Origin of the sequence: Haemophilus parainfluenzae, assembly GCF_003252795.1 — a bacterium.
GTDB classification, from domain to species: Bacteria; Pseudomonadota; Gammaproteobacteria; order Enterobacterales; family Pasteurellaceae; genus Haemophilus_D; species Haemophilus_D parainfluenzae_K.
On sequence record NZ_QEPQ01000004.1, the window covers coordinates 20,335 to 42,260 of the forward strand.

21 protein-coding genes are annotated in these 21,926 nt (G+C 40.9%); 11 read left to right on the forward strand and 10 right to left on the reverse strand.

All coding sequences use genetic code 11. The features are described from left to right. Genes tsaC through DPV81_RS07320 form a run of 3 tightly spaced genes read right to left on the reverse strand, consistent with a single transcriptional unit; the run spans nt 1 to nt 3,017 of the window. Complete coding sequence (gene tsaC, locus DPV81_RS07310; RefSeq protein ID WP_111387581.1) at nt 1-552, reverse strand: L-threonylcarbamoyladenylate synthase type 1 TsaC; 552 nt, start codon at nt 550-552, stop codon at nt 1-3. Then, on the reverse strand, nt 549-1,091 hold the full coding sequence (locus tag DPV81_RS07315) for a DNA topoisomerase family protein (RefSeq protein WP_111387582.1): 543 nt from the start codon (nt 1,089-1,091) through the stop codon (nt 549-551). Before DPV81_RS07315 ends, tsaC begins: the two co-directional genes overlap by 4 nt. A 9-nt stretch (nt 1,092-1,100) precedes the next feature. Next, nucleotides 1,101-3,017, reverse strand: a complete 1,917-nt coding sequence (locus DPV81_RS07320) for an ABC transporter ATP-binding protein (RefSeq protein ID WP_111387584.1) — start codon at nt 3,015-3,017, stop codon at nt 1,101-1,103. Between the two features lie 138 nt (nt 3,018-3,155). On the opposite strand from DPV81_RS07320, the gene DPV81_RS07325 reads away from it, so the two are divergent. Next, nucleotides 3,156-4,193 carry an LLM class flavin-dependent oxidoreductase gene (locus DPV81_RS07325; protein ID WP_111387586.1) on the forward strand — a complete coding sequence of 346 codons (1,038 nt, stop codon included), beginning with the start codon at nt 3,156-3,158 and terminating at the stop codon, nt 4,191-4,193. A 56-nt stretch (nt 4,194-4,249) separates the two neighbouring features. Here the strand turns inward: DPV81_RS07325 and glpE are convergent, their stop codons facing one another. From glpE to ilvY, 3 genes are read right to left on the reverse strand one after another with little or no spacing between them, the layout of a single operon-like run. Further along, nucleotides 4,250-4,567 (reverse strand): thiosulfate sulfurtransferase GlpE, encoded by a 318-nt coding sequence (gene glpE, locus DPV81_RS07330; protein ID WP_049384666.1) that lies wholly within the window; start codon nt 4,565-4,567, stop codon nt 4,250-4,252. Continuing rightward, nucleotides 4,557-5,444 (reverse strand): EamA family transporter RarD, encoded by an 888-nt coding sequence (gene rarD / locus DPV81_RS07335; RefSeq protein ID WP_111387588.1) that lies wholly within the window; start codon nt 5,442-5,444, stop codon nt 4,557-4,559. The genes glpE and rarD overlap by 11 nt, the downstream gene beginning before the upstream one ends. A 32-nt stretch (nt 5,445-5,476) precedes the next feature. Beyond that, nucleotides 5,477-6,355, reverse strand: a complete 879-nt coding sequence (gene ilvY / locus DPV81_RS07340; RefSeq protein ID WP_111387590.1) for an HTH-type transcriptional activator IlvY — start codon at nt 6,353-6,355, stop codon at nt 5,477-5,479. Between the two features lie 162 nt (nt 6,356-6,517). Here ilvY and ilvC point away from each other — a divergent pair, with 162 nt between their 5' ends. Both ilvC and DPV81_RS07350 read left to right on the forward strand, forming a co-directional pair. Continuing rightward, a complete protein-coding gene (gene ilvC / locus DPV81_RS07345; RefSeq protein ID WP_111387592.1) occupies nt 6,518-7,999 on the forward strand; it encodes a ketol-acid reductoisomerase in 1,482 nt (493 codons plus the stop codon). A gap of 76 nt (nt 8,000-8,075) precedes the next feature. Next, nucleotides 8,076-8,792 (forward strand): rRNA large subunit pseudouridine synthase E, encoded by a 717-nt coding sequence (locus tag DPV81_RS07350; protein WP_432206730.1) that lies wholly within the window; start codon nt 8,076-8,078, stop codon nt 8,790-8,792. 2 nt (nt 8,793-8,794) lie between these two features. Here DPV81_RS07350 and DPV81_RS07355 read toward each other — a convergent pair whose 3' ends face one another. Together DPV81_RS07355 and DPV81_RS07360 are read right to left on the reverse strand one after the other, a co-directional pair. Then, nucleotides 8,795-9,604, reverse strand: coding sequence for a hypothetical protein (locus tag DPV81_RS07355; protein WP_111387596.1), 810 nt, complete (start codon nt 9,602-9,604; stop codon nt 8,795-8,797). Nucleotides 9,605-9,668: 64 nt separating this feature from the next. Further along, a complete protein-coding gene (locus tag DPV81_RS07360) occupies nt 9,669-10,352 on the reverse strand; it encodes a 2,3-diphosphoglycerate-dependent phosphoglycerate mutase (RefSeq protein WP_005694847.1) in 684 nt (227 codons plus the stop codon). A gap of 187 nt (nt 10,353-10,539) precedes the next feature. Here DPV81_RS07360 and envC point away from each other — a divergent pair, with 187 nt between their 5' ends. Beyond that, the gene (gene envC, locus DPV81_RS07365) at nt 10,540-11,772 is read left to right on the forward strand and encodes a murein hydrolase activator EnvC (RefSeq protein ID WP_111387597.1); all 1,233 of its coding nucleotides are present in this window, start codon (nt 10,540-10,542) and stop codon (nt 11,770-11,772) included. Next, entirely contained in the window at nt 11,772-12,614 is an 843-nt protein-coding gene (locus DPV81_RS07370; RefSeq protein WP_111387599.1) for a divergent polysaccharide deacetylase family protein, read from the forward strand. The genes envC and DPV81_RS07370 overlap by 1 nt, the downstream gene beginning before the upstream one ends. 51 nt (nt 12,615-12,665) lie before the next feature. Here DPV81_RS07370 and DPV81_RS07375 read toward each other — a convergent pair whose 3' ends face one another. After that, nucleotides 12,666-13,295: a response regulator gene (locus DPV81_RS07375; protein ID WP_005694852.1), complete on the reverse strand. Its 630-nt coding sequence runs from the start codon at nt 13,293-13,295 to the stop codon at nt 12,666-12,668. A 184-nt stretch (nt 13,296-13,479) separates the two neighbouring features. After that, complete coding sequence (locus DPV81_RS07380) at nt 13,480-15,981, reverse strand: class I adenylate cyclase (RefSeq protein WP_111387601.1); 2,502 nt, start codon at nt 15,979-15,981, stop codon at nt 13,480-13,482. A gap of 136 nt (nt 15,982-16,117) precedes the next feature. Here DPV81_RS07380 and hemC point away from each other — a divergent pair, with 136 nt between their 5' ends. The 6 genes from hemC to DPV81_RS07410 all read left to right on the forward strand — a co-directional run bounded on the left by hemC (nt 16,118) and on the right by DPV81_RS07410 (nt 21,916). Next, a complete protein-coding gene (gene hemC, locus DPV81_RS07385; RefSeq protein ID WP_111387603.1) occupies nt 16,118-17,050 on the forward strand; it encodes a hydroxymethylbilane synthase in 933 nt (310 codons plus the stop codon). 9 nt (nt 17,051-17,059) lie between these two features. Then, entirely contained in the window at nt 17,060-17,821 is a 762-nt protein-coding gene (locus DPV81_RS07390; protein ID WP_111387605.1) for a uroporphyrinogen-III synthase, read from the forward strand. Nucleotides 17,822-17,830: 9 nt separating this feature from the next. Continuing rightward, nucleotides 17,831-19,129: a uroporphyrinogen-III C-methyltransferase gene (locus DPV81_RS07395; RefSeq protein WP_111387607.1), complete on the forward strand. Its 1,299-nt coding sequence runs from the start codon at nt 17,831-17,833 to the stop codon at nt 19,127-19,129. Nucleotides 19,130-19,138: 9 nt separating this feature from the next. Continuing rightward, the gene (locus DPV81_RS07400; protein ID WP_111387609.1) at nt 19,139-20,425 is read left to right on the forward strand and encodes a heme biosynthesis protein HemY; all 1,287 of its coding nucleotides are present in this window, start codon (nt 19,139-19,141) and stop codon (nt 20,423-20,425) included. Between the two features lie 173 nt (nt 20,426-20,598). Beyond that, nucleotides 20,599-21,258, forward strand: coding sequence for an amino acid ABC transporter permease (locus DPV81_RS07405; RefSeq protein ID WP_070591079.1), 660 nt, complete (start codon nt 20,599-20,601; stop codon nt 21,256-21,258). After that, nucleotides 21,248-21,916, forward strand: a complete 669-nt coding sequence (locus tag DPV81_RS07410) for an amino acid ABC transporter permease (RefSeq protein WP_111387611.1) — start codon at nt 21,248-21,250, stop codon at nt 21,914-21,916. Before DPV81_RS07405 ends, DPV81_RS07410 begins: the two co-directional genes overlap by 11 nt. Nucleotides 21,917-21,926 lie beyond the last annotated feature (10 nt).

Consider the following 21,926-nt stretch of genomic DNA (forward strand, 5'->3'; position numbering starts at 1 on the left):
TTATCCTTGTCTGAAAAGTTGGTTTGTGAGCAAATCGCGGATTTCCGATGGATTTTGTGCTTGCCCGACTGCATCATCGAGTACGGGGAAATCTGCCCCAAATTGGGAACGCACGGCATCTGCGCTGCGGCAAGGTGATTTACCAGTTAAGTTGGCGCTGGTCGAAGTGAGGGCAAAGCCTGTTTCTTCGCATAAGGCTTTGACGGCAGGATGAGTACATAAACGCACCGCAATGCTGTTAAATTGCCCCGTCAGAAAATGTGGGACTTCTGCCTTTGTCGGCACCACCCAGGTGATTGGATGTTCATATTGTGCCTGTAAGCGTGCAAGCTGTTCGTCAGACAAATGGGAAAAATCGATAAATTGCTGTAAAAAATGCAAGCTCGACGCGACTAAAATAAGGCCTTTTTCAATCGGACGCTGTTTTAAATTAAGCAATTTTCTGACCGCACTTTCACTTAGCGGATTACAGCCCAAACCGAATACCGCCTCAGTAGGATAGGCAACGACTTCGTCTTGCATTAAACGAGCGGCAATTTGTTGTATATTCATTTTTCGTTCTCAAAAATATGTCGACAGCCTTTATTCGCGCATTGCCAGACTTGCTGTTCGGCATTTTCACTTTTTAATAGCGCAAGTGGAAAATGGCATTGTGGACAAGGCATGGCGTAGGGTTTTGCCGGTAAGGAAAATTTGCAATGGGGAAAGTTATCGCAACCATAAAAGATTTTCCCTTGTCGTCCGCGACGGGCAACTAAATGCCCTTTATGGCATTCCGGGCAATCAATGGCTTGTTCTTCATCCTGTTGCTCATGCACCACAAAATCACAATCGGGATAATGGCTGCAACCGATGAACATGCCAAAGGCACCTTGTTTGAGTTGGAGTGGGTTGCCACATTGCGGGCAGGTTTCATCAAGCTCTTTCAACACCTTATGTTCCACCTTATGCAAGGGGCGCAAATAATCACAGGCGGGATATGCTGTACAACCTAAAAACAGTCCTTTTTTCCCCTGTTTCACTTGCAAAGGCGCGCCGCATTGTGGGCAATATTCTTCGTGTTTTGTGTGTTGGAAAAGACTTTGACTCATACGCTGTCCCTATGCTTGTAGCATTGCTTCCAATTCTTCCTGGGCCGCTAACCAATCCATTTCAACTTCTTCCAAGGCTTTTTTCACCTCTACTTGCTGCGCCAAAAGTGCGGTCAATTTTTCTTTATTTTCTGCGCTGTATAGTTCGGAATCTGCCAATTGGTTTTCAATCTCCGCAAGTTTGGAGGCATGTTTATTCATTTTTTCCTCCAGTTGGAAGATTTTTTTGCGAAGAGGTGCAGTTTGTTGGCGAAGTTCGGCCTCACGACGTTTTTGTTCCTTGCGATTTTGCATGGAATTTTCATTGTCGTCATTTTTCTCCGAGGATTTATTTTCTGGTGCACTGTTTTGTTCGTTAAGCCATTTTTGATAATCCTCTAAGTCGCCTTTGAATTCTTCCACTTTTTTATCGTGTACCAAATAGAATTCTTCCACGGTATTACGTAGTAAGTGACGATCATGGGAAACCACCACCAAAGAGCCCTCGTAATCCACTAGCGCTTCGGTTAATGCCTGACGCATATCCAAATCCAAATGGTTAGTTGGCTCGTCAAGCAGTAATAAGTTTGGACGTTGCCAAACAATCAGCGCGAGCACCAAACGGGCTTTTTCTCCACCAGAAAAAGATTTCACCGCTTGATTAACTTTGTCGCCATGGAACGCAAAACTCCCGAGGTAATCCCGTATCTGTTGCTCCGTTTGCTCCGGTGCAAGTTTCTGCATATGCCAGAGAGCGGATTCATCTGCACGTAGTGTATCAAGCTGATGCTGAGCAAAATAGCCGAGTTGTACGCCTTTAGCTAATTGCACAGTGCCAGAAAGTGCGGTGAGCTCGCCGGCTAACAATTTAATCAACGTTGATTTCCCCGCACCGTTTTTCCCGAGCAAACCGATGCGCGAACCCGGCACTAAATTCAACTTAATTTTAGTTAAAATTTCTACCGCATTTTCACCATTGCCATAACCTGCGCTCGCCTGTTCAATCATCACCAAAGGATTCGGCAAAGATAGCGGTGGACGGAATTCAAAGGTAAAAGGATTATCCACATAAGCCGGTGCAATTAGCTCCATGCGCTCTAAGGCTTTCATGCGGCTTTGTGCTTGTTTGGCTTTGGTCGCTTTGGCTTTAAAGCGGTCGATATACTTTTGTAAATGAGATATCTTTTGTTGTTGCTGACGATACATGACCGTTTGTTGTGCCAATTTGGTTGCCCGTTGCACTTCAAAGGAAGAATAATCGCCCGTGTATTCGTTGAGCTTCTGATTTTCGATATGAAGGATTTTCGTCACAATTGGATCGAGAAAATCACGGTCGTGGGAAATTAGTACCAAGGTGCCTTGATATTGCACTAACCAACGTTCTAACCAAATAACTGCATCCAAATCCAAATGGTTGGTTGGCTCATCCAGTAATAATAAATCCGATGGGCAAAGCAATGCCTGTGCCAAATTTAAACGCATCCGCCAACCACCGGAGAAGGATTTTACCGGTTGAGTGATTTCGTCTTGGCTAAAGCCTAAACCATGTAATAAGGAAGCCGCACGAGATTGGATCGTCCAAGCATCCAAGGTTTCTAACTGCCCGTGAATGCGCGCAATCGCATGACCATCATTACGCTCATTGGCTTCGTTTAATTCCTGCTGTAAGCGGCAATATTCGCGATCTCCTTGAATCACATAATCAATGGCGGGAATATCCAATGCTGGCGTTTCTTGATTCACCCAAGATACCCGCCAGTTGGATGGATAAGTGACCTCGCCGCCCTCTGGCGTTAATTCTTTTTTTAATAGGGCAAAAAGAGAAGACTTACCACAACCATTCTTCCCCACCAAGCCGACTTTTTGTTTCGGATTGATGGTCGCCGTGGCATTCTCGAGCAATTCGGTTTGCCCGCGCTTTAGGGAAATATTATTAAATACAATCATTTTTTCGAATACATCTGAATTTGTGCTTATTTTGCAATATTTTTCCTTTTCTCGGAACAGTCTATTCCAATTTTATCGATATTTCTGCCAGAAAAACCAAGTATAATAACGCTCACAAATCAATTATGAGGAAATAAAATGAAGCTCTCTATTCTTAATCTCGCCCCCGTTCGGGAAGGGCAAACTTATTTGCAAGCGGTTGAGTCTATGGTAAGCCTTGCAAAACATGCTGAGAATATTGGTATTGAACGCTATTGGATTGCTGAGCATCATAATATGAAAAATTTGGTGAGTTCAGCGACCGCACTTTTAATTCAGCATACGCTAGCCAATACAAAGACCTTGCGCGTTGGCTCGGGCGGCGTGATGTTACCGAATCATTCGCCTTATGTGGTGGCCGAGCAATATGGCACACTGGAGACGCTTTATCCAAACCGTGTTGAACTCGGTTTAGGACGTGCGCCAGGAACGGATATGCAAACGGCTGTAGCACTTCGTCGTGGACGAAACAGTCTGGACTTCCCTGCGGAAATTGCGGAACTTCGCGGCTACTTTAAAGATTGCAACCCGGTTTCTGCTTATCCTTCCGCGGGCTTGAATATACCGTTTTATATTTTAGGATCGAGTACCGAAAGCGCGTATCTTGCGGCAGAACTTGGCTTGCCTTATGCCTTTGCTTCACACTTTGCGCCACGCATGATGGAAATGGCGGTAGAGATTTATCGCAAAAACTTCAAACCATCGACCTATCTTGCTGAGTCTTATGTCATCTTAGGTGTGAACGCGATTGTTGCCGAAACCGATAAAGAAGCGAGAGAACTGGCGACAACACAAACACTATTTTTCTTAAACGTAGTGACTAACGCGCAACAAAATTTACAACCACCGATGGCATCAGAAGAAGATGTTTGGAAAGCTCAAATGCACGCCCAAAATAAACCGCACTTTGGCCCAGTCGATTTCGAGGAGATCCCGATTTACAACCAAGAGCGTGCCGTAGTGGAACAAATGACCGCTTGTTCGCTGATCGGTAGTCCTGAAAGCGTGGAATTTCAACTCAAGCAATTACGTGAACGGGTACATTTTGATGAAATTATGGCTGTCAGCTATATTTTTGATGAACAAAAGCAAGCCCAATCTTATACGATGTTAAAATCGATTGTGGATAAGCAATAGCGAGACAAAAAATAAAAAGTGCGGTAAATTTCACCGCACTTTAAATCAAAAAAATATTAATAAGCCGTTTCTATCGGTAAACCAGCTTTTACCCAACCATCAAACCCGCCAATGACACTAAACACATTTTCATAGCCTTGTTCAACGAGGAAAGTCGCCACATTTCGGCTGCTCACGCCATGATAACAACTCACGATAATCGGGGAGTCAAAATCCACCAGTTCTTCAAATTGTAAAAAGCTTTGGTTAGTTAAATGAAATGCCCCTTTCGCATGGGAATAGGTAAAACGTTGAGGGTCCCGAACATCAGCAAGCATGGCGCCATTTTGCATCATTTCCCAAGCTTGTTCTGGGGTAATTTCTTTAAACGACATGGTTTGTTCCTTTTGCGCGCTGTTTATACACGCCATCAAAAATAATCAGGCTCATCGCCAATACTAAACAAATGAATAACGGATAGCTGTTCGCATCCATTTTCTCTCCAATTAAAAATGAAATAATTACCATCAAAATGGTTTCAACATAGCCTAAAAGGCCAAGTAAATTCATCGGCAGCATATTGCTGGCAATCACGTAAGCAATCAATGCAGAGCCACTAATGAGCCCGAGCAATACCAATAACCCCCAAATATTAGGATTCGATTCCTGCACGGTGGCAAAATCGGTTTGAAGGGCAAAGTAAACGCTAACTGGCAATAATGCGATCATTTCTAAGCAAAAAGCACCAAGATCGGTATTTTTTAAGGCTTTTCGTATCGAGAAGTAGGTGGTGTAACCCACACAGATAACAATGGCCTCCCAAGATAATCCGCCTTTTAAAACGATGTTAGAAATCACTCCGATTGCTGCAATTAACACCGCAATGAATTTCAATGTTGAAATTCGCTCTTTAAAAATGATCCGTCCCGCAGCCACCATCACAATTGGCAATAATAAATAACCGAAAGAAACACTTAAGGAGCTACCATTATTGGGGGCCCACAAAAAGAGCCACATTTGATACCCCATTAATGCGCCACAAATAATATAGGAAAGGGCAAAGAGCGGTTGTTTTTTAATGCGTTTTAAATGCTCTGCCAATGCCTGCTTTTGTTTAAACATGATGACGGAAAGGGCAACGAAAGGGAATGTAAACAGCATTCGATAGCCGAAAATATCCGTGCCACTGAGCGGTTTCAGTAACGTGGAAAAATAATACATATAGCCAAATAAAAGCGAGGCTAAAAGTGAAATAAGTATGCCTCTTAACATAATAAATCCTTAGGTTAATTCTGCTTATTATTTTAGTCTAACATCTCCCAAAATGCACGAATTAGGGGATTCGCTAAATTTCTTTTTTGCACACAAACACCTAAATCAAACGCCTCAACGGGATTATCTAAATTTAACCGAGACACGTCTTTTGACATAGGATTATTATCAATCACCACATCCGGTAACATCGCTAATCCAAAACCAAGCGCCACCATTGGCACAATACCTTCGTGCCCCGCCACTGTGGCATAAATTTTGGGATGTTTAATGTGTTTGCTACGTAGCCATTGTTCAATACGCTGGCGTGCCATTCCATCTAACGGCAAAATAAAAGGCATCTGTTGCCAGTTGATAGGGTCTTCCTGTAATAATTGTGTCGCTAAACAAGCGACTCGTGGTGCAATTAATGAAAGGGAAATGTCATCAATCTTATAAAATTCCAATCCCGTCGGTAGATTATTGGGTTTCCCCGCCAAGGCAAGATCCACTTGTTCTGATTGAATAAATTGCACCGCAGAAGCTGGGTCACCAGTCGTCAGTTGAATTTCAACTTTCGGATAACGAGAACGAAATTTGGCTAACACCTGTGGCAAGTGGCTATATGAAGCTGTTACCGAACAAAATAAGCGCAACTCTCCGCTTAATTCCGCTGAATTATCTCGCAGCTGACGCTTAAACTCTTGCCAGTTTTGCCATTCTGCTTTCGCAAATTGCAGAAATTTCTCGCCTTGTTCGGTTAAGCGCACTTGTCGATTATCACGAATAAATAAAGGTTGTTCTAATTCTTCTTCCATGCGTTGAATTTGGCGTGAGAGCGTAGAGGGTGACATATAATTTTGCGTAGCGGTTTTAGCAAAATTTTGTGTATCAGCAAGATGAAGAAATATTTGGAGGTCTTGAAAGTTCATATGTATCGTTAAAAGCAAATTACATTGCAAAAATTGCAACACTAAGTGCAAATAATATCACTTTACGCAACAACTAAAAACCTTATAATCCACTTCACAACAAAAAACTATATTCAAACACAACCTCATACACATTAATCAACATCATAGAAAGGATGAAAAATGGCTAACTATTTCAACACATTAAATTTACGTGAAAAATTAGATCAATTAGGTCGTTGTCGTTTTATGGATCGCAGCGAATTTGCTGACGGTTGCAACTACTTAAAAGGCAAAAAAATCGTTATCGTAGGTTGTGGTGCGCAAGGTTTAAACCAAGGTTTAAATATGCGTGACTCTGGCTTAGACATTTCTTATGCATTACGTCCAGAAGCGATTGCAGAAAAACGTGCTTCATTCCAACGTGCAACTGAAAACGGCTTTAAAGTGGGTACTTACCAAGAATTAATTCCAACAGCAGACTTAGTGATCAACTTAACACCAGACAAACAACACTCTAAAGTGGTGGCTGATGTAATGCCATTAATGAAAAAAGATTCAGCATTCGGTTACTCACACGGTTTCAACATTGTTGAAGTAGGTGAGCAAATCCGTGAAGACATCACTGTAGTGATGAGTGCACCAAAATGCCCAGGTACTGAAGTTCGCGAAGAATACAAACGTGGTTTCGGTGTGCCAACATTAATCGCAGTTCATCCAGCAAATGACCCACGTGGTGAAGGTATGGCAATTGCGAAAGCATGGGCTGCAGCAACTGGTGGTGACCGTGCAGGCGTATTAGAATCTTCATTCGTTGCAGAAGTAAAATCTGACTTAATGGGTGAACAAACCATTCTTTGCGGTATGTTACAAGCAGGTTCTATCGTATGTTACGACAAACTTGTTGCAGATGGTAAAGATCCAGCATACGCAGGCAAACTTATCCAATACGGTTGGGAAACCATTACTGAAGCATTAAAACAAGGCGGTATCACATTAATGATGGATCGCTTATCAAACAGCGCAAAATTACGTGCATTTGAACTATCTGAGCAAATCAAAGAAAGCCTTGGTTTCTTATATTACAAACACATGGATGACATCATCAGCGGTCACTTCTCAGCAACCATGATGGCAGACTGGGCGAACGGTGATAAAGACTTATTAGCATGGCGTGAAGCAACTGGCAAAACTGCCTTTGAAAATGCACCAAAAGCAGACGGCATCAAAATTTCTGAACAAGAATACTTTGATAACGGCGTATTAATGGTAGCAATGGTGAAAGCGGGTGTTGAATTAGCCTTTGATGCAATGGTAGCAAGCGGTATCTATGAAGAATCAGCTTACTATGAATCACTTCACGAATTACCGTTAATCGCTAACACTATCGCGCGTAAACGCTTATACGAAATGAACGTGGTAATTTCTGATACTGCAGAATACGGTAACTACTTATTCTCTAACGTAGCAACCCCAATTCTTGCTAAAGAAATCATCCCAACCTTACAAAAAGGTGACTTAGGTGAACCAACACCAGCTGTCGCTATCGACAACATCACCTTACGCGATGTAAACGATGCAATCCGTAACCACCCGGTTGAATTAATCGGTCAAGAGTTACGTGGCTACATGACAGATATGAAACGTATCGCAGTTGCGGGTTAATACTTAAACCTATAAAATTTCGAGCCGATTTGCACAAACAAATCGGCTTTTCTTATTTTTAGTTAATGTTTATAAAATTAATAATTTAGGTAGTATTTTTTTGAAAAAAATCTCAAAAACGAAAACATCTTTTTCATCAAACACTCCTCAGAAAAAAAGTCATAGGGGAACATATCGTCGTCCACGTGTACTTTCTATCGCGGAAAGTCAGGTTATTTTATTTAACAAACCATTTGATGTACTGACACAATTCACCGATGAAAACGGCCGAGCGACATTAAAAGATTTTATTACCATTCCTAATGTGTATGCGGCAGGGCGATTGGATCGTGATAGCGAAGGGTTACTGATTTTAACGAATAATGGTGAAGTGCAACATCATTTGGCAGATCCTAAGTTTAAAACAGAAAAAACGTATTTTGTGCAAGTGGAAGGTATTCCTGAAGAAACGGACTTAGACAAACTCCGCAAAGGCGTTGAATTGAAAGATGGAATGACAAAGCCGGCAAAAGTGCGGTTGATTTCAGAACCTGATTTTCTCTGGCCTCGCAATCCACCTATTCGTGAACGTCAAAGTATTCCAACGAGCTGGTTGGAAATCAAAATTAGTGAAGGACGAAATCGACAAGTGCGTCGAATGACCGCACATATCGGCTTTCCGACATTGCGTCTCATCCGTTATCAAATGAGTCATTTAACGCTTGATGGATTAGGCAATGGTGAATATCGCCGTTTGAATGAAGAAGAAATGCGTGCGTTATTCAAACAACTTCATTTAAATAACGCACGTTAAGATTAGAAACGTTGAGCGGGTTGTGCGTTTTCTACTTGCACGAAGAAACCTTTATCATTCAAGATAATGCTGTAATCCGTAACATATTTAACGCTGTTGGTTTCCACGATCGCATTACAGCTGCGAATGCCTTGTTGTGGATAAGATTGCGTTTCACGGGCTTGCGAGATTTGTTTTACCGTCATTTGGGTGTTAGTGGCTGCACCTTGTTTTTTGAAGGCATCAGATAATACCGCAAAAACTTTTGAATCATTACATCTTGGTACGACGACGGATTTTGTCACCATACTCGCTGTTTTTTGTGCGACAGTATCTACTTTCTTTTCAGTCACTTTTTCAACGGCTTTGGGTTCCGCTTTCTTCACTTCAGTTTTAACTGCGGGTGTTTTTTTAGCAATCACCTTTTCAGGTTTAGCTGATTCTTTAACGGCACTTTGTTTGCTTTTCGCTACCGTCTTTTTGTCTTTTAATGCAGTTTGTTTAGTTTTTTCTACTGGCTGTTTGCCTTTCGTTTTTGTTGGCTCGGCTTTAGCGGCTTTAGTTGTCGTTTTATTTTTTATTTTTTCTTTTTTCGTTACCGCTTTTTTCGCTTCGACAATTTTAGCTGGCTTTTTCGCTTCTGCTTTTTTGGCATCGCCTTGCTTTTTCGCTGTTTTAGCTACGGCTTTAGGCGTAGTGGCTTTCTTGGCTTCCACTTTTTTAACTGCCGTTTTCACTGACTTGGTTTGAGTTGATTTTGCCGTATGATTTGGCGATGCAGCAAAGGCCAAAGCAGGTAACAAGGCAAAAATCACTGCGAGTAATTTTTTCATCCGTTATTCTCCTTAAACAAAAAGTGCGGTCAACATTAACCGCACTTTGAAATTATTTATAAATTTAAAGATAGTAGTGTTCTACGTAGTTTAATTTATCATCAAGTTTTAACACTAACGGTTGACCCGTTGGGATTTCAAAATCCATGATTTCCGCATCAGAAATACCGATAATGTGTTTTGCTAATGCACGAAGTGAGTTACCGTGCGCCACCACTAAAACACGTTTACCAGAAAGCATTGCTGGAGCAATTTGATCTTCCCAGAATGGTAATGCACGTTCTAAGGTTAATTTTAAATTTTCTGCGTTTGGTACAACATCAGATGGGATGTTTGCATAACGACGGTCGTTATGAGCAGAGTTTGGATCTTTTGGATCTAAATCTGGAGGAGAAATATCGTAAGAACGACGCCAGATATGAACTTGTTCGTCACCGTATTGTTCTGCGGTTGCTTTTTTATCTAAGCCTTGTAATGCACCGTAGTGACGCTCATTTAAACGCCAGTTTTTCACTTGAGGAATCCATAATTGGTGAGATTCTTCTAACACGATGTTACAGGTTTTGATTGCACGAGTTAAAACAGAAGTGAAGGCAATATCAAATTCATAGCCTTTCTCGAACAATTTTTTACCCGCAGCTTTTGCTTCTTCTACGCCGCGCTCGGTTAAATTCACATCACGCCAACCGGTGAATAAATTTTTTGCGTTCCACTCACTGAAACCGTGACGAATGAATACTAATTCCATAAGGATCTCCTAAGTATTAATAAAAAAATGAATGGCTCTTTTATAGCAAAAAATCGTTATGTTTAAAAGCAAAAAGGCGGTATTTACTGATCTTTCGCAAAAAAACGTCTGTAAACTTTTAGCCACTCAAAAATAATGCTAGTATTTAAGCCTTATTCGTCCCTTAATTTCTCTCAAGTTTAGATGTATGCAGCAAAGCAATCGTAGAAAAAAAATCTTATCAAAACTGACCGCACTTTTGGCTTGCGGTCTGCTTGGCTTTTCATCTTTCGCGCAAGGCAACGATCTCAACCAAATTCAAAAACAAATTAAACAACAAGAGTCGAAGATCGCCGAACAAAAACGCGCACAAGCTAAACTCCAAGCTAGTCTTAAAGACCAAGAAAGCAAAATTAATAGCGTTGTCGGTGAATTACGTGAAACAGAATTAAGTTTGCAAGAAATCCGCAAACAAATGGCGGAAACCGAAAAACAAATCAAGCAATTAGAAAAGCAAGAACGCGTTCAAAAAGCGAAGCTCGCGCAGCAAGTAGATGCTATTTATCGTTCAGGGGTAAATCCTTCTACCTTAGAAAGAATGCTTTCGGAAGATGCGAAAAAAGCAGAACGCATGAAAGTGTATTATCAGCACTTAAATCAAGTTCGCATCGATATGATCAATAATCTGAAAGCGACACAAGAGAATTTAGCGAAACAACGCGAAGCGATTTCAGGCCAACAAAAAAATCATCGCGATCAGCTTTCTACGCAAAAGAAACAGCAGCAAGAATTACAAAAAGCGCAACAAGAACGTCAATCTACGTTAAATGAACTCAACAAAAACTTAACCAAAGATCAGAATAAGCTGGAAACGTTAAAAGCGAACGAAAATGCCCTTCGCCAAGAAATTCAACGTGCTGAACAAGCCGCTCGCCAACAAGAACAACGTGAGCGTGAAGCCCTTGCTCAGAAAAAACAAGAGGAAGAAAAACGTACCTCAAAACCTTATCAACCAACTGATCAAGAACGTAAGTTGATTAACAGTACCAGTGGTTTAGGTACGGCTGCACGTCAATATAGTCGCCCTGTTTCCGGCCCGACGTTGTATTCCTTTGGTTCAATCCAAGCGGGCGAAGTACGTTGGAAAGGCATGGTTATCGGCGCACCAACGGGTACAGCGGTAAAAGCCATTGCAAGTGGTCGTGTCATTCTCGCCGGCCATCTTAATGGCTATGGTTATATGGTGATTGTGAAACACGGCGACAGCGACTTGAGCTTATATGGTTTCAACCAAGCGGTATTTGTAAAACAAGGTCAGCTGGTGTCTGCGGGACAAACCATTGCACAAGTGGGTAATACGGGTGAGCTATCTAAACCGGCACTATACTTTGGTATCAGCCGTAAAGGGGTGCCTGTAAATCCAGCTGGGTGGATTAAATAATGGCGGCATTCTTTCAAAGTGCGGTCAGAAATACGATCATTTTTTCAACCGCACTTTTCTCTGCGTTTACTTTTGCACAAGGCAAACTGGCTATTGTAATTGATGACATTGGCTATCATCCGAAAGAGGATGCTGAGGTTTTAGCCATGCCCAAAGAAATCTCCGTTGCGATCATTCCAGCAGCACCCTATGCAAAAATACGCAATCAAGAAGCGAAAGCACAAAATCACGATATTCTCATTCATATGCCGATGCAACCGGTCAGCAATATTAAAATTGAAGAAGGTGGTTTGACTTTAGGCTTGTCTGAAGCGCAAGTGAATGAGCGAGTGAAAAAAGCGAAAGCTATTGTGCCCAATGCTATCGGAATGAATAATCATATGGGCAGTGCAGCCACAGCCGATGCAACATTAATGACCTATTTGATGACAGCACTTCGCGAGCAGCATTTATTCTTTTTAGATAGCCGTACTATCGGGAAATCAGTTGCGGGAAAAATAGCAAAAGAACAAGGCATACGTGTATTAGATCGCCATGTGTTTTTAGATGACAGTGATAATTTGGCAGATGTTCAACGCCAATTTCAAAGTGCAATTCAATATGCGCGTAAACAAGGCACAGCCATTGCTATTGGACACCCTCGCCCAAATACTGTGGCTGTATTAAAAGCGGGAATAAAGAATTTACCCGATGATATTCAATTAGTCGGCATGGGAAGCTTGTGGCGAAACGAAAAAATCTTGCCACCTAAACCATTTATCTTAATTTTTAATGATATTCCTGCGCCAACCTCAGTTGCGCCATTTGAACCAATCCCTTTATTAAGGGGGGTGCCGAGATAAATAAAAAGTGCGGTCAATTTTGACCGCACTTTTTTACGTTTTGAAACTTGCCTATCGACCATTTCGTTCAAAGAATAAGACAGTTGCCGCAACACGTGAATGCACGTTAAGTTTACGCAGTAAATTACGAATATGGACTTTAACTGTTTCTTCAGAAATGAAAAGCTGACCTGCAATTTGTTTGTTGGATAAACCTGTCGCGATTAAACGTAACACATCCATTTCACGATCAGTGAGTGAATCCATTGGATCAACAGTATGTTTACGTTCTAACAGTAAATTCTTGATCGAATCACTTAAAATCACTTCACCTTGTGCAATACGTTTAATTTGCTCAAGTAACACATCTGGCTCAGTATCTTTCAATAGATAGCCATCTGCCCCCGCATCGATGAGAGTGAAAATATCATTTTTCGCATCAGATACCGTCAAGATCAAAATTCGCGCATCAACACCTTCTGCACGCAAGCCTTTGAGCGTATCTAAACCAGAAAGACCTTTCATATTAAGATCTAAAATGATTAAATCTGGGGATTCTTGAATCGCAATAGAAATACCTTCGGTACCGCTTCCTACATCAGCGACGACTTCAAAATTCTCTTCTAATTCAACTAATTGCTTGATACCACGACGCATTAATGGGTGGTCGTCGATAATTAATACTTTTAATTTTTCTTGCATAATATTCTCCAAGAGATAAGCAGGCGCACATTTTATCGCCCGAAGGCAAAAACGTCTACCGCCTTAGATTATTTCTCAATAGATTTTCGGACGAGGGATTCTATCGGGATTTTGCTTATCTTCCAATGCATAATTTGCAGATAAATGAGTTTTATCCCAAACAATGCTTGTTTTGATTTAGCTATTAGCAAGTCCTTTTGCTTTTAAATTTGAACGGCATAATACGCATGCCGCTTTCTGTCGGATGCAATTGATAAAATTGCGGGTAATTAAAATTCCGTTGCACCATTTTATACGGATTTTCACAATCTTTCGAACCAAGCGATTGATAAATCTGATTTATTTCACGTACTTTATCATCTTTCGAACCTTCACATTGACGATAAATTTCGAGACGATTTTTTTCATCTAACAAATAGACGTTAAAACTATCATCCACATTATCTTCAAAAAAGAACTGTAAAAAACCTTCACTGGCAAATAAATCAATTTCAGGCGGGTATCGACGGGCCTCAGGAATAATTTCTTTTTCTTCCAACTGAGTCGGTAAAACGTCCTCAAAATTGACCGCACTTTCTTTTCCGCCTTCAATAGGTTGCAAACTGATCCCTTTTTCCTCAAAAAAGAATTGCCAGTTTTTTCCTGCTACACGTAAACGAGAATGGGTTGTTGGACGACTATCTCCCAATTGAATACTAATACAACGATTGACTAACGCACTCACTAAGTTTCGCAACGTACGATTGTAGTGTTTACTGTAACAGAAAACCTGTACAGAACGCGGCTGATTTACACCCTGATCAATTTTATTAGAAAGCACTTTTAAGGCAAGCAAAATCGCATTCTGCCCTTCAAAATGTAGAGTTCGAATTTCATTCCATACGTTACGGTAAGTGAAATCAATGCTACCCACCAAACTCTGTTCTAATTGACCAAAACTGAACAAATCACTTGGCGAAATATTGGATTTAAGTTCTTCCACTTGTGCAGTTGGGTCATTTACTAAGTTCACAGCGATAAATAGATCACGGATTTCACATTGGGACGAAAGCGCCTCATTTGTAGGCGCTTGGCCATTGGTATGCGGGAAAAATAACCGTAAATCGGCAACAAAATTACGCAAAGTCAGTTGGTCGATATTTTGACTAATTAGATGTAAACGCGTTTCAGCTGTTAGCAAGCGATTAAAATAAGCCCATGCGACCACTTTATTTAAACTTTCCCCATATTCAATCACGCGTTCTTTCGAAAACATAATATGATTTGGTGGCTGATTCACCAGATACCACCCATCCTTAAAATTCTTATTACCGTGAACTTCGATAAATGTGAGGTGATCTTCTGCTAAATTATGCGAAATCTGTGGATTCAGTAGAGTGATTTTACCGGGTAATTCTTCAAAAGCAGTATAAAGTTTGCGAGACAGCACCGTGATATCTTGCGGAATCACGCTAGAATTAATTTTGTGTTTGCGTGCAAAATCTACCAGATTTCGATAACTCATCATCAAGAAGGTCACTAAATTAGTGTGACTTTCTTTCACCCGTTTGACTTTCCAATTTGGACGTTGATCCAATTCTTCAATGCATTCTTTTGACCAGCCCCACTCTTGCGCCATCATTTTCATATAAGAAATACGCCAATTTGAAGCGTGGTATAACGCAAAGTCTTCAGTGGCTTTCACATAAAAACAAGAACGGACAAAATCAAGGCGCTTAAACTCTGAATGTGCGGTCAAATATTGGCTAATTCTCTCTAGAATCGCGATATAAGGGTCAAAATGGTGTGCAGCGGTACTTCGACCGGACAGTAAATCTTCTTTAAATTGACGAGCAATTAAATGGGCATTTGGGTATTCTTGGGCATAGGTTTCTAATAATAAGATTTTCATCACCGATTTATACGGTGAATCAATACCTTTATACAGTTGCCATAAACTCGCACCGAAATATTCGCTCGCAGAGAATTGCCCCAATCCACCAAAATCCACCCAATCATTTGGATCAAGTTCACCAGCTTCCACTAAACGCGAAACTTCGGCTTCATATTGTTTTTCATCTTCCACCCACAAGTGGAGCCACAATAATGGCTTGCCCGAAAGGCGTACAGCAGAACGATAAAATTCTTCCAACAGCAACATATATTGAGCAGAACCGCTATTTTCTTTGGTTAATGGATCGGAATAACGCTCATTACGGAAGCGTTTTTGCGTCATCAAATAAAAATGCATTTCCACATGAAATGTGGATGCCCATAGGCTGATTTTCTTCGTTTTTTCCGCCAAACGTTGCTGATCTTGTTCAGATAAATCATCTTGATGGCAGATCCAAATATCCAAATCCGAAGCTGAAGTTTGGCTAATGGAGCCAAAACTGCCCATCACATAAATACCTAAAATCGGAGTAAAAACAACATCAGAATTGACTGCACTTTGCACGTCTTCGACAAGTTCGAGATGTTCTTTTGAGAGAAAATTTTGCTGATAATTGGAAAGGATAAAATCGGCAATGCCTGCAGGGGCATCTTCCACATAACCCGGCAGAGCTGGATGATTAAGATGCAACAACAGCGGCACCAAAGAGACGATGTGTCGGAATGCATCACCAGAGCCCAATAATGCACGATCAAAACGACGTTTATCTAGAGTTTCGATACATTTTCGGGCTTGAGTGAGATCGTATTTCAAGGCTTCCTACCTATGACCATATAACTGATATTACTGTACCACTTAGCTCATCAGAAATCAAAAATTTAAATGATCTGACTTTTTGCCCTAAAAATGGTAGGATAGGGCATATTTCTATTTAAAATCAGCGGTATTTATGGCAGTACTTAAAACCTTAAAAATAGCGACTCGTCAAAGCCCTTTAGCCCTTTGGCAAGCGAATTTTGTAAAAGATCAATTAGAGAAATTTCATCCAACGCTTTCTGTTGAATTAGTTCCAATGGTGACAAAAGGCGATGTCATCCTGGATTCTCCTTTAGCTAAAATTGGCGGAAAAGGCTTATTTGTTAAAGAGTTAGAAAATGCTTTACTCGAAAAACGTGCCGATATTGCCGTCCATTCAATGAAAGACGTACCGATGGAATTTCCAGAAGGTTTAGGGTTAAGTGTAATCTGTAAACGTGAAGATCCGCGCGATGCTTTCGTCTCCAATACATACCGTTCATTAGATGAATTACCACAAGGTGCTATTGTTGGAACATCAAGCTTACGTCGTCAATGCCAATTGAAACAATTACGTCCTGATCTTGATATTCGCTCTTTACGTGGCAATGTGGGCACCCGATTAAGTAAATTAGACAATGGCGAATACGATGCCATTATTTTAGCCTCAGCCGGCTTAATTCGTTTAGGACTAGCAGAACGCATCGCCTCATTTATTGAAGTAGAACAATCTTTACCGGCTGCCGGACAAGGTGCAGTGGGCATTGAATGTCGCTTTAATGACGAAGAAGTGAAAGCGTTACTTGCTCCACTTGCAGATGCGACCACGACGACTTGTGTTTTGGCTGAGCGTGCAATGAATACCCGCTTACAAGGCGGCTGCCAAGTACCAATCGGTGGCTATGCCATTGAGCAAAATGGCGAAGTTTTCTTGCGTGCACTCGTCGGAGAAACCGATGGTTCTGCGATTATTCGTGCAGAAGGTAAAAGTGCGGTTGAAAACGCCGAAGCATTAGGCGTGACCATTGCAGAACAACTTCTAGCACAAGGCGCAGATAAGATTCTGGCGAAGATTTATTCAGCATAGGAAATTACCATGGCCGTACTAGTCACTCGCCCCGATGAACGAGGAAAAGCCCTAGTTGACCAGCTGAATCAAGCCGGTGTGGTTGCCTTGCATTTGCCTTTGTTTTCTATTGAGGCGGGTGCTGAGTTGGCACAATTACCAACGAAACTTAATCAGCTAAAAAGCGGTGATTATGTGTTTTTGGTATCCAAAAGTGCGGTCGATTTTGCGGATAAAACCCTGAAAGATATTGGCTTTAGCTGGCGTCAAGATTTACAATACTTTACAGTTGGACATAGAACGGCACAGCATTTTTCCTGTCAAACTGAATGTACTGTTCGTTATCCAATCACGTCGGAAAATACGGAAGGCGTGCTAAATTTACCGCAAATGGCAGAATTAACAGATAAAAACTTGTTAATTTTACGCGGCAACGGTGGACGAGAATTATTACGCGAACAGGCCACACTACGCGGTGCAACTGTTGAGACAGTCGAATGTTACCAACGCACGCCGATTAGTTATAATAACGAAGAGCAAACCAGTATTTGTATTCGTTCTGGTGTACAAACCCTTGTAGTAACAAGTCTTGAAATTTTGCAGGCGTTAATCGAATTTGTGCCTGAAAATGAACAAAATTGGCTAAAAAATTGCTGTTTAGTCACGGTAAGTCAACGCATTGCGGATGTTGCAATACAACAAGGTTGGCATAATGTGGTGGTTTCCGCCGGTGCGGACAATCAAAGTTTACTTAATACCTTACTTAATGAAGTAACTCCCCTTTCTCACTAAGGAAAAGATATGGCGAAAGAGAAATTAACCCCTGAAACGACAGATGAAATCCAAGCAACAGATGCGGTGGAAATTCAAACTGAAGATCGCGAGCCTGTTGCGCCACGTACACAAACCGTTGTGAAGAAAAGTGGTACTGGATTAAGTTTATTGGCTATTCTCATTGCACTTGGCGTGGGTGGTGCAGGTTATTATTTTGGCCAACAACAGGTGGATGAATTCCAACAAAAATTGACCGCACTTGAAGCTCAAATCAATAATAAAACGGTGGTTTCAGCACCTGCTCAAGACGTAAAATTTGATACTACACAGCTTGCTCAGTTAGAGTCTGCAAATAAAGCAACGCAAAACAAAATTGCGCAAGTAGAAGAGCTAATCAATGCCAAATCACATGAGTTAGTTGGCTTACAATCACAAATTAATAAAGTGAGCGCTCAAGCTAATGCTCAACAACCTACAGATTGGTTATTCTCAGAAGCGGATTTCTTGCTCAACAATGCATTACGCAAATTAGTATTAGATAATGATGTGGACACAGCGGTTTCACTCTTAAAACTCGCTGATGAAACTCTTGCTAAAGTGAATAATTCACAATCCGCGGCTATCCGTAGTGCAATCAATCAAGATCTGAAACAACTTCTCTCCGTAGCTGGCGTTGATCAAAATGCGGTGATGCAAAAATTATCGCAATTAGCCAATACGGTTGATGAGTTACCTGTGTTAGATGTGAATTTCGGTGATGATCAAAATGCAACAAAATTATCGGATTCTCTTTCAGATTGGGCTGAAAATGCAGAAAAAAGTGCAACCTCATTCTTAAATCACTTTATCCGTATTTCACCGAAACATGGTGCGGATCGCAAAGAATTATTAGCGCCAAACCAAGATATCTATTTGCGTGAAAACATTCGTTTACGCTTACAATTAGCGATTATGGCAGTGCCTCGTCAACAAAACGAGCTTTATAAACAATCTTTGGAAGCCGTCGCATCTTGGATTCGTAGCTATTTTGATACCAATGCTGAAGTAACTCAAAGCTTCTTAAAATCAGTGGATGAATTATCTGAATTGTCCATCTATGTGGATGTGCCAAGCCAATTACAAAGCTTAAGCATGCTTGATAAATACTTAAACCGTACACCTTTAGATGTGCAAAAAGTGGAAATCGAAGCAGAAAAAGCAGTGGATAATTCACCAAGAAAAGAAGAAGTAAAACCGGCACCTGAAGCGAAAGCAGAAGAGCCAAAAGCGGAAGAAAAACCCGCTGAAGCACCAGCTGCACAACCGGCAACTGAACCCCAACAATAAGGATAGATAATGTTTAGAGTTCTCTTTTTAATGATCGCCTTACTTGCCGGATTGATTGCAGGGCCTTACCTCTCCGGTCAGCAAGGTTATGTCAGAGTTGAAACGGCAAACACCGTGTATGAAATGTCACTTACCACATTAGTCATTCTCTTTGTGGTCGCACTTGCAGTGATTTATACATTAGAGTGGATTGTTACCCGTTTCTTCCGTTTAAGTAGCAATACCTATAACTGGTTTTCTCGCCGTAAACGTGTGAAAGCACAACGTCAAACCCTTGAAGGCTTGATGAAAATGAATGAAGGCGATTATGCCAAGGCAGAAAAACTAATTGGTAAAAACGCGAAACACTCTGCAGAGCCAGTATTGAATCTGATTAAAGCCGCAGAAGCTGCTCAACAACGCGGTGATGAATTCAGCGCAAACCGTTATTTGATTGAGGCGACGGAGCTTGCCGGTTCAGATAATCTATTAGTCGAAATTGCCCGTACTCGTATTTTATTACAACAAAATAAATTACCGGCAGCGCGTAGTTCTGTTGATAGCTTGCTTGAAATGTCAGATCGCAACAAAGAAGTGTTAAAACTTGCGGCTGAAATTTATAGCCGTTCCAAAGCTTACCAAGCACTTGATGGCATCTTAGATTTAATCGAAGGTTCTGGTTTATTCTCAGCAGAAGAATTTAAAGCGCTTCAACAAGAAACAGAAAATGGCTTGTTAGATGAGAAAATGAATGAAGAAGGCGTTGAAGGCTTGCTCGCATGGTGGGAAGCTCAGCCACGCCGTCGTCGCAATGATTTAGAGTTAAAAACCGCTTTAATTCAACGTTTAATTGATTGTAACGATCATGAATCGGCTTATGAATTCACGCTTGAAATCATGAAGAAATTGGGTGATAACACACCAATTAGCCCTGAACTTTGCACGCAAATCACTCGTTTACAAGCAGAAGATAACAGCAAGCTGCTCAAACTCGTGGAAAAACGTGCGAAACGTGCCGATGAAAGCCAACGTTGTTGTCTCAATCGTGCATTAGGCTATCTTTATGTGCGTAATAACGATTTTGCTAAAGCAGCAGAAGCATTTAAAGAAGTGACTGCTTGCCCAACTCAGCTTCAACCAAATGATGTTATGATGGCGTCTTATGTGTTTGAACAAGCTGGTGACAAAGAAGCAGCTAAAAAAATTCGTCAGGATAGTTTAAAATCAGCCATGTCTATTCAGGACAAACCCGCTGAAACACAAACTGAAGCAAAAACAGACGAAGAACCAACCGCACTTATCGCAAAACGTGATTAAAATAAACAACGACGGGGCTAAGTAAAGCCCCGTTTTTTATTACTTCACCCTCACTGATCTCATTTAAAACACATCTCTTATTACATTTCATTATAAATAATGCATTTCCATTCTTTTCTCGTCGTTTCAAAATTTTTTACTATATCGTCAAGCAAACGATTAAATTATAAAAAATGAATTGGGATTATATTTTAAGCGTCACTCCACGTTTTATCCACGCCACGCTGATGACGCTTCATCTTGCCTTTTGGGGCATTTTATTGTCGCTGGTGATTGGTGTGATTTGTGCTGTGATTACCACCTACAAAGTCAAATCATTAACTTGGCTCGTAAAAGGTTATATTGAGCTTTCTCGTAATACGCCTTTATTGATTCAAGTGTTTTTTCTCTATTTTGGGCTTTCTAAAATTGGCCTGAAATTAGATGGGTTTACTTGCGGTATTATTGGCCTGGCATTTTTAGGTGGAAGCTATATGGCAGAAGCCATTCGCGGAGGCCTAGAAGCGGTATCAAAAGGACAAATTGAGTCAGCCTTAAGTATTGGTCTAACCCCTTTTCAAGCTTTTCGCTATGTCATTTTCCCACAAGCCTTTGCGATTGCAACACCTGCAATTGGTGCAAATTGCTTGTTCTTAATGAAAGAAACCTCTGTGATCAGTGCTGTCGCAGTTGCGGAACTCATGTTTGTCGCAAAAGAAGTCATTGGGCTCGATTACAAAACCAATGAAGCCTTATTTTTATTAGTGGTATTTTATTTGATCATTCTATTACCGATGTCTCTGTTCATCAGTTATTTAGAACGCCGTACTCGGAGAGCAAAATATGGGGCTTGAGTTATTATTCCAAGGCAGCAACATCGAACGCTTGCTTAATGGTTTATGGGTAACATCTGAAATTGCATTCGTTTCTGTCTTCTTCGCCTGTATTTTAGGTGTCATTTTTGGCGTAATCATGACAAGCAGAAATCCAATTATCAAAGCCATCTGCCGCTTTTATTTAGAATTTGTACGCATCATTCCATTATTAGCATTACTTTTTCTCGCTTATTTCGGTTTAGCAAAATGGTTTGATATTCACTTAGATGGCATTTCTGTATGTATTTTAGTGTTTATTTTCTGGGGAACGGCAGAAATGGGCGATTTAGTGCGTGGTGCATTAACTTCCATTGAAAAACATCAAGTGGAATCAGCCTACGCTTTAGGTTTAACGCCGTTTCAAACCTTTGTGTATATTTTACTTCCGCAAAGTTTAAAACGTGTGACACCAAGTGCTATTAACCTCTTTACTCGCATGGTAAAAACCAGCTCTTTGGCGATGTTAATTGGTGTAGTCGAAGTGATTAAAGTCGGTCAACAAATTATCGAACATTCATTATTTAGTAATCAATCGGCAGCGCTTTGGATTTACGGTGTCATTTTCGGTTTATATTTTGTGATTTGTTACCCACTATCCTTATTTTCCCGTTATTTAGAAACCCGTTGGGAAAGTTAATTTTAATTAG

Coding starts and splice junctions, on each gene's coding strand:
- tsaC (WP_111387581.1), bottom strand. CDS start 552: ATGAATATACAACAAATTGCCGCTCGTTTAATGCAAGACGAAGTCGTT.
- DPV81_RS07315 (WP_111387582.1), bottom strand. CDS start 1,091: ATGAGTCAAAGTCTTTTCCAACACACAAAACACGAAGAATATTGCCCA.
- DPV81_RS07320 (WP_111387584.1), bottom strand. CDS start 3,017: ATGATTGTATTTAATAATATTTCCCTAAAGCGCGGGCAAACCGAATTG.
- DPV81_RS07325 (WP_111387586.1), top strand. CDS start 3,156: ATGAAGCTCTCTATTCTTAATCTCGCCCCCGTTCGGGAAGGGCAAACT.
- glpE (WP_049384666.1), bottom strand. CDS start 4,567: ATGTCGTTTAAAGAAATTACCCCAGAACAAGCTTGGGAAATGATGCAA.
- rarD (WP_111387588.1), bottom strand. CDS start 5,444: ATGTTAAGAGGCATACTTATTTCACTTTTAGCCTCGCTTTTATTTGGC.
- ilvY (WP_111387590.1), bottom strand. CDS start 6,355: ATGAACTTTCAAGACCTCCAAATATTTCTTCATCTTGCTGATACACAA.
- ilvC (WP_111387592.1), top strand. CDS start 6,518: ATGGCTAACTATTTCAACACATTAAATTTACGTGAAAAATTAGATCAA.
- DPV81_RS07355 (WP_111387596.1), bottom strand. CDS start 9,604: ATGAAAAAATTACTCGCAGTGATTTTTGCCTTGTTACCTGCTTTGGCC.
- DPV81_RS07360 (WP_005694847.1), bottom strand. CDS start 10,352: ATGGAATTAGTATTCATTCGTCACGGTTTCAGTGAGTGGAACGCAAAA.
- envC (WP_111387597.1), top strand. CDS start 10,540: ATGCAGCAAAGCAATCGTAGAAAAAAAATCTTATCAAAACTGACCGCA.
- DPV81_RS07370 (WP_111387599.1), top strand. CDS start 11,772: ATGGCGGCATTCTTTCAAAGTGCGGTCAGAAATACGATCATTTTTTCA.
- DPV81_RS07375 (WP_005694852.1), bottom strand. CDS start 13,295: ATGCAAGAAAAATTAAAAGTATTAATTATCGACGACCACCCATTAATG.
- hemC (WP_111387603.1), top strand. CDS start 16,118: ATGGCAGTACTTAAAACCTTAAAAATAGCGACTCGTCAAAGCCCTTTA.
- DPV81_RS07390 (WP_111387605.1), top strand. CDS start 17,060: ATGGCCGTACTAGTCACTCGCCCCGATGAACGAGGAAAAGCCCTAGTT.
- DPV81_RS07395 (WP_111387607.1), top strand. CDS start 17,831: ATGGCGAAAGAGAAATTAACCCCTGAAACGACAGATGAAATCCAAGCA.
- DPV81_RS07400 (WP_111387609.1), top strand. CDS start 19,139: ATGTTTAGAGTTCTCTTTTTAATGATCGCCTTACTTGCCGGATTGATT.
- DPV81_RS07405 (WP_070591079.1), top strand. CDS start 20,599: ATGAATTGGGATTATATTTTAAGCGTCACTCCACGTTTTATCCACGCC.
- DPV81_RS07410 (WP_111387611.1), top strand. CDS start 21,248: ATGGGGCTTGAGTTATTATTCCAAGGCAGCAACATCGAACGCTTGCTT.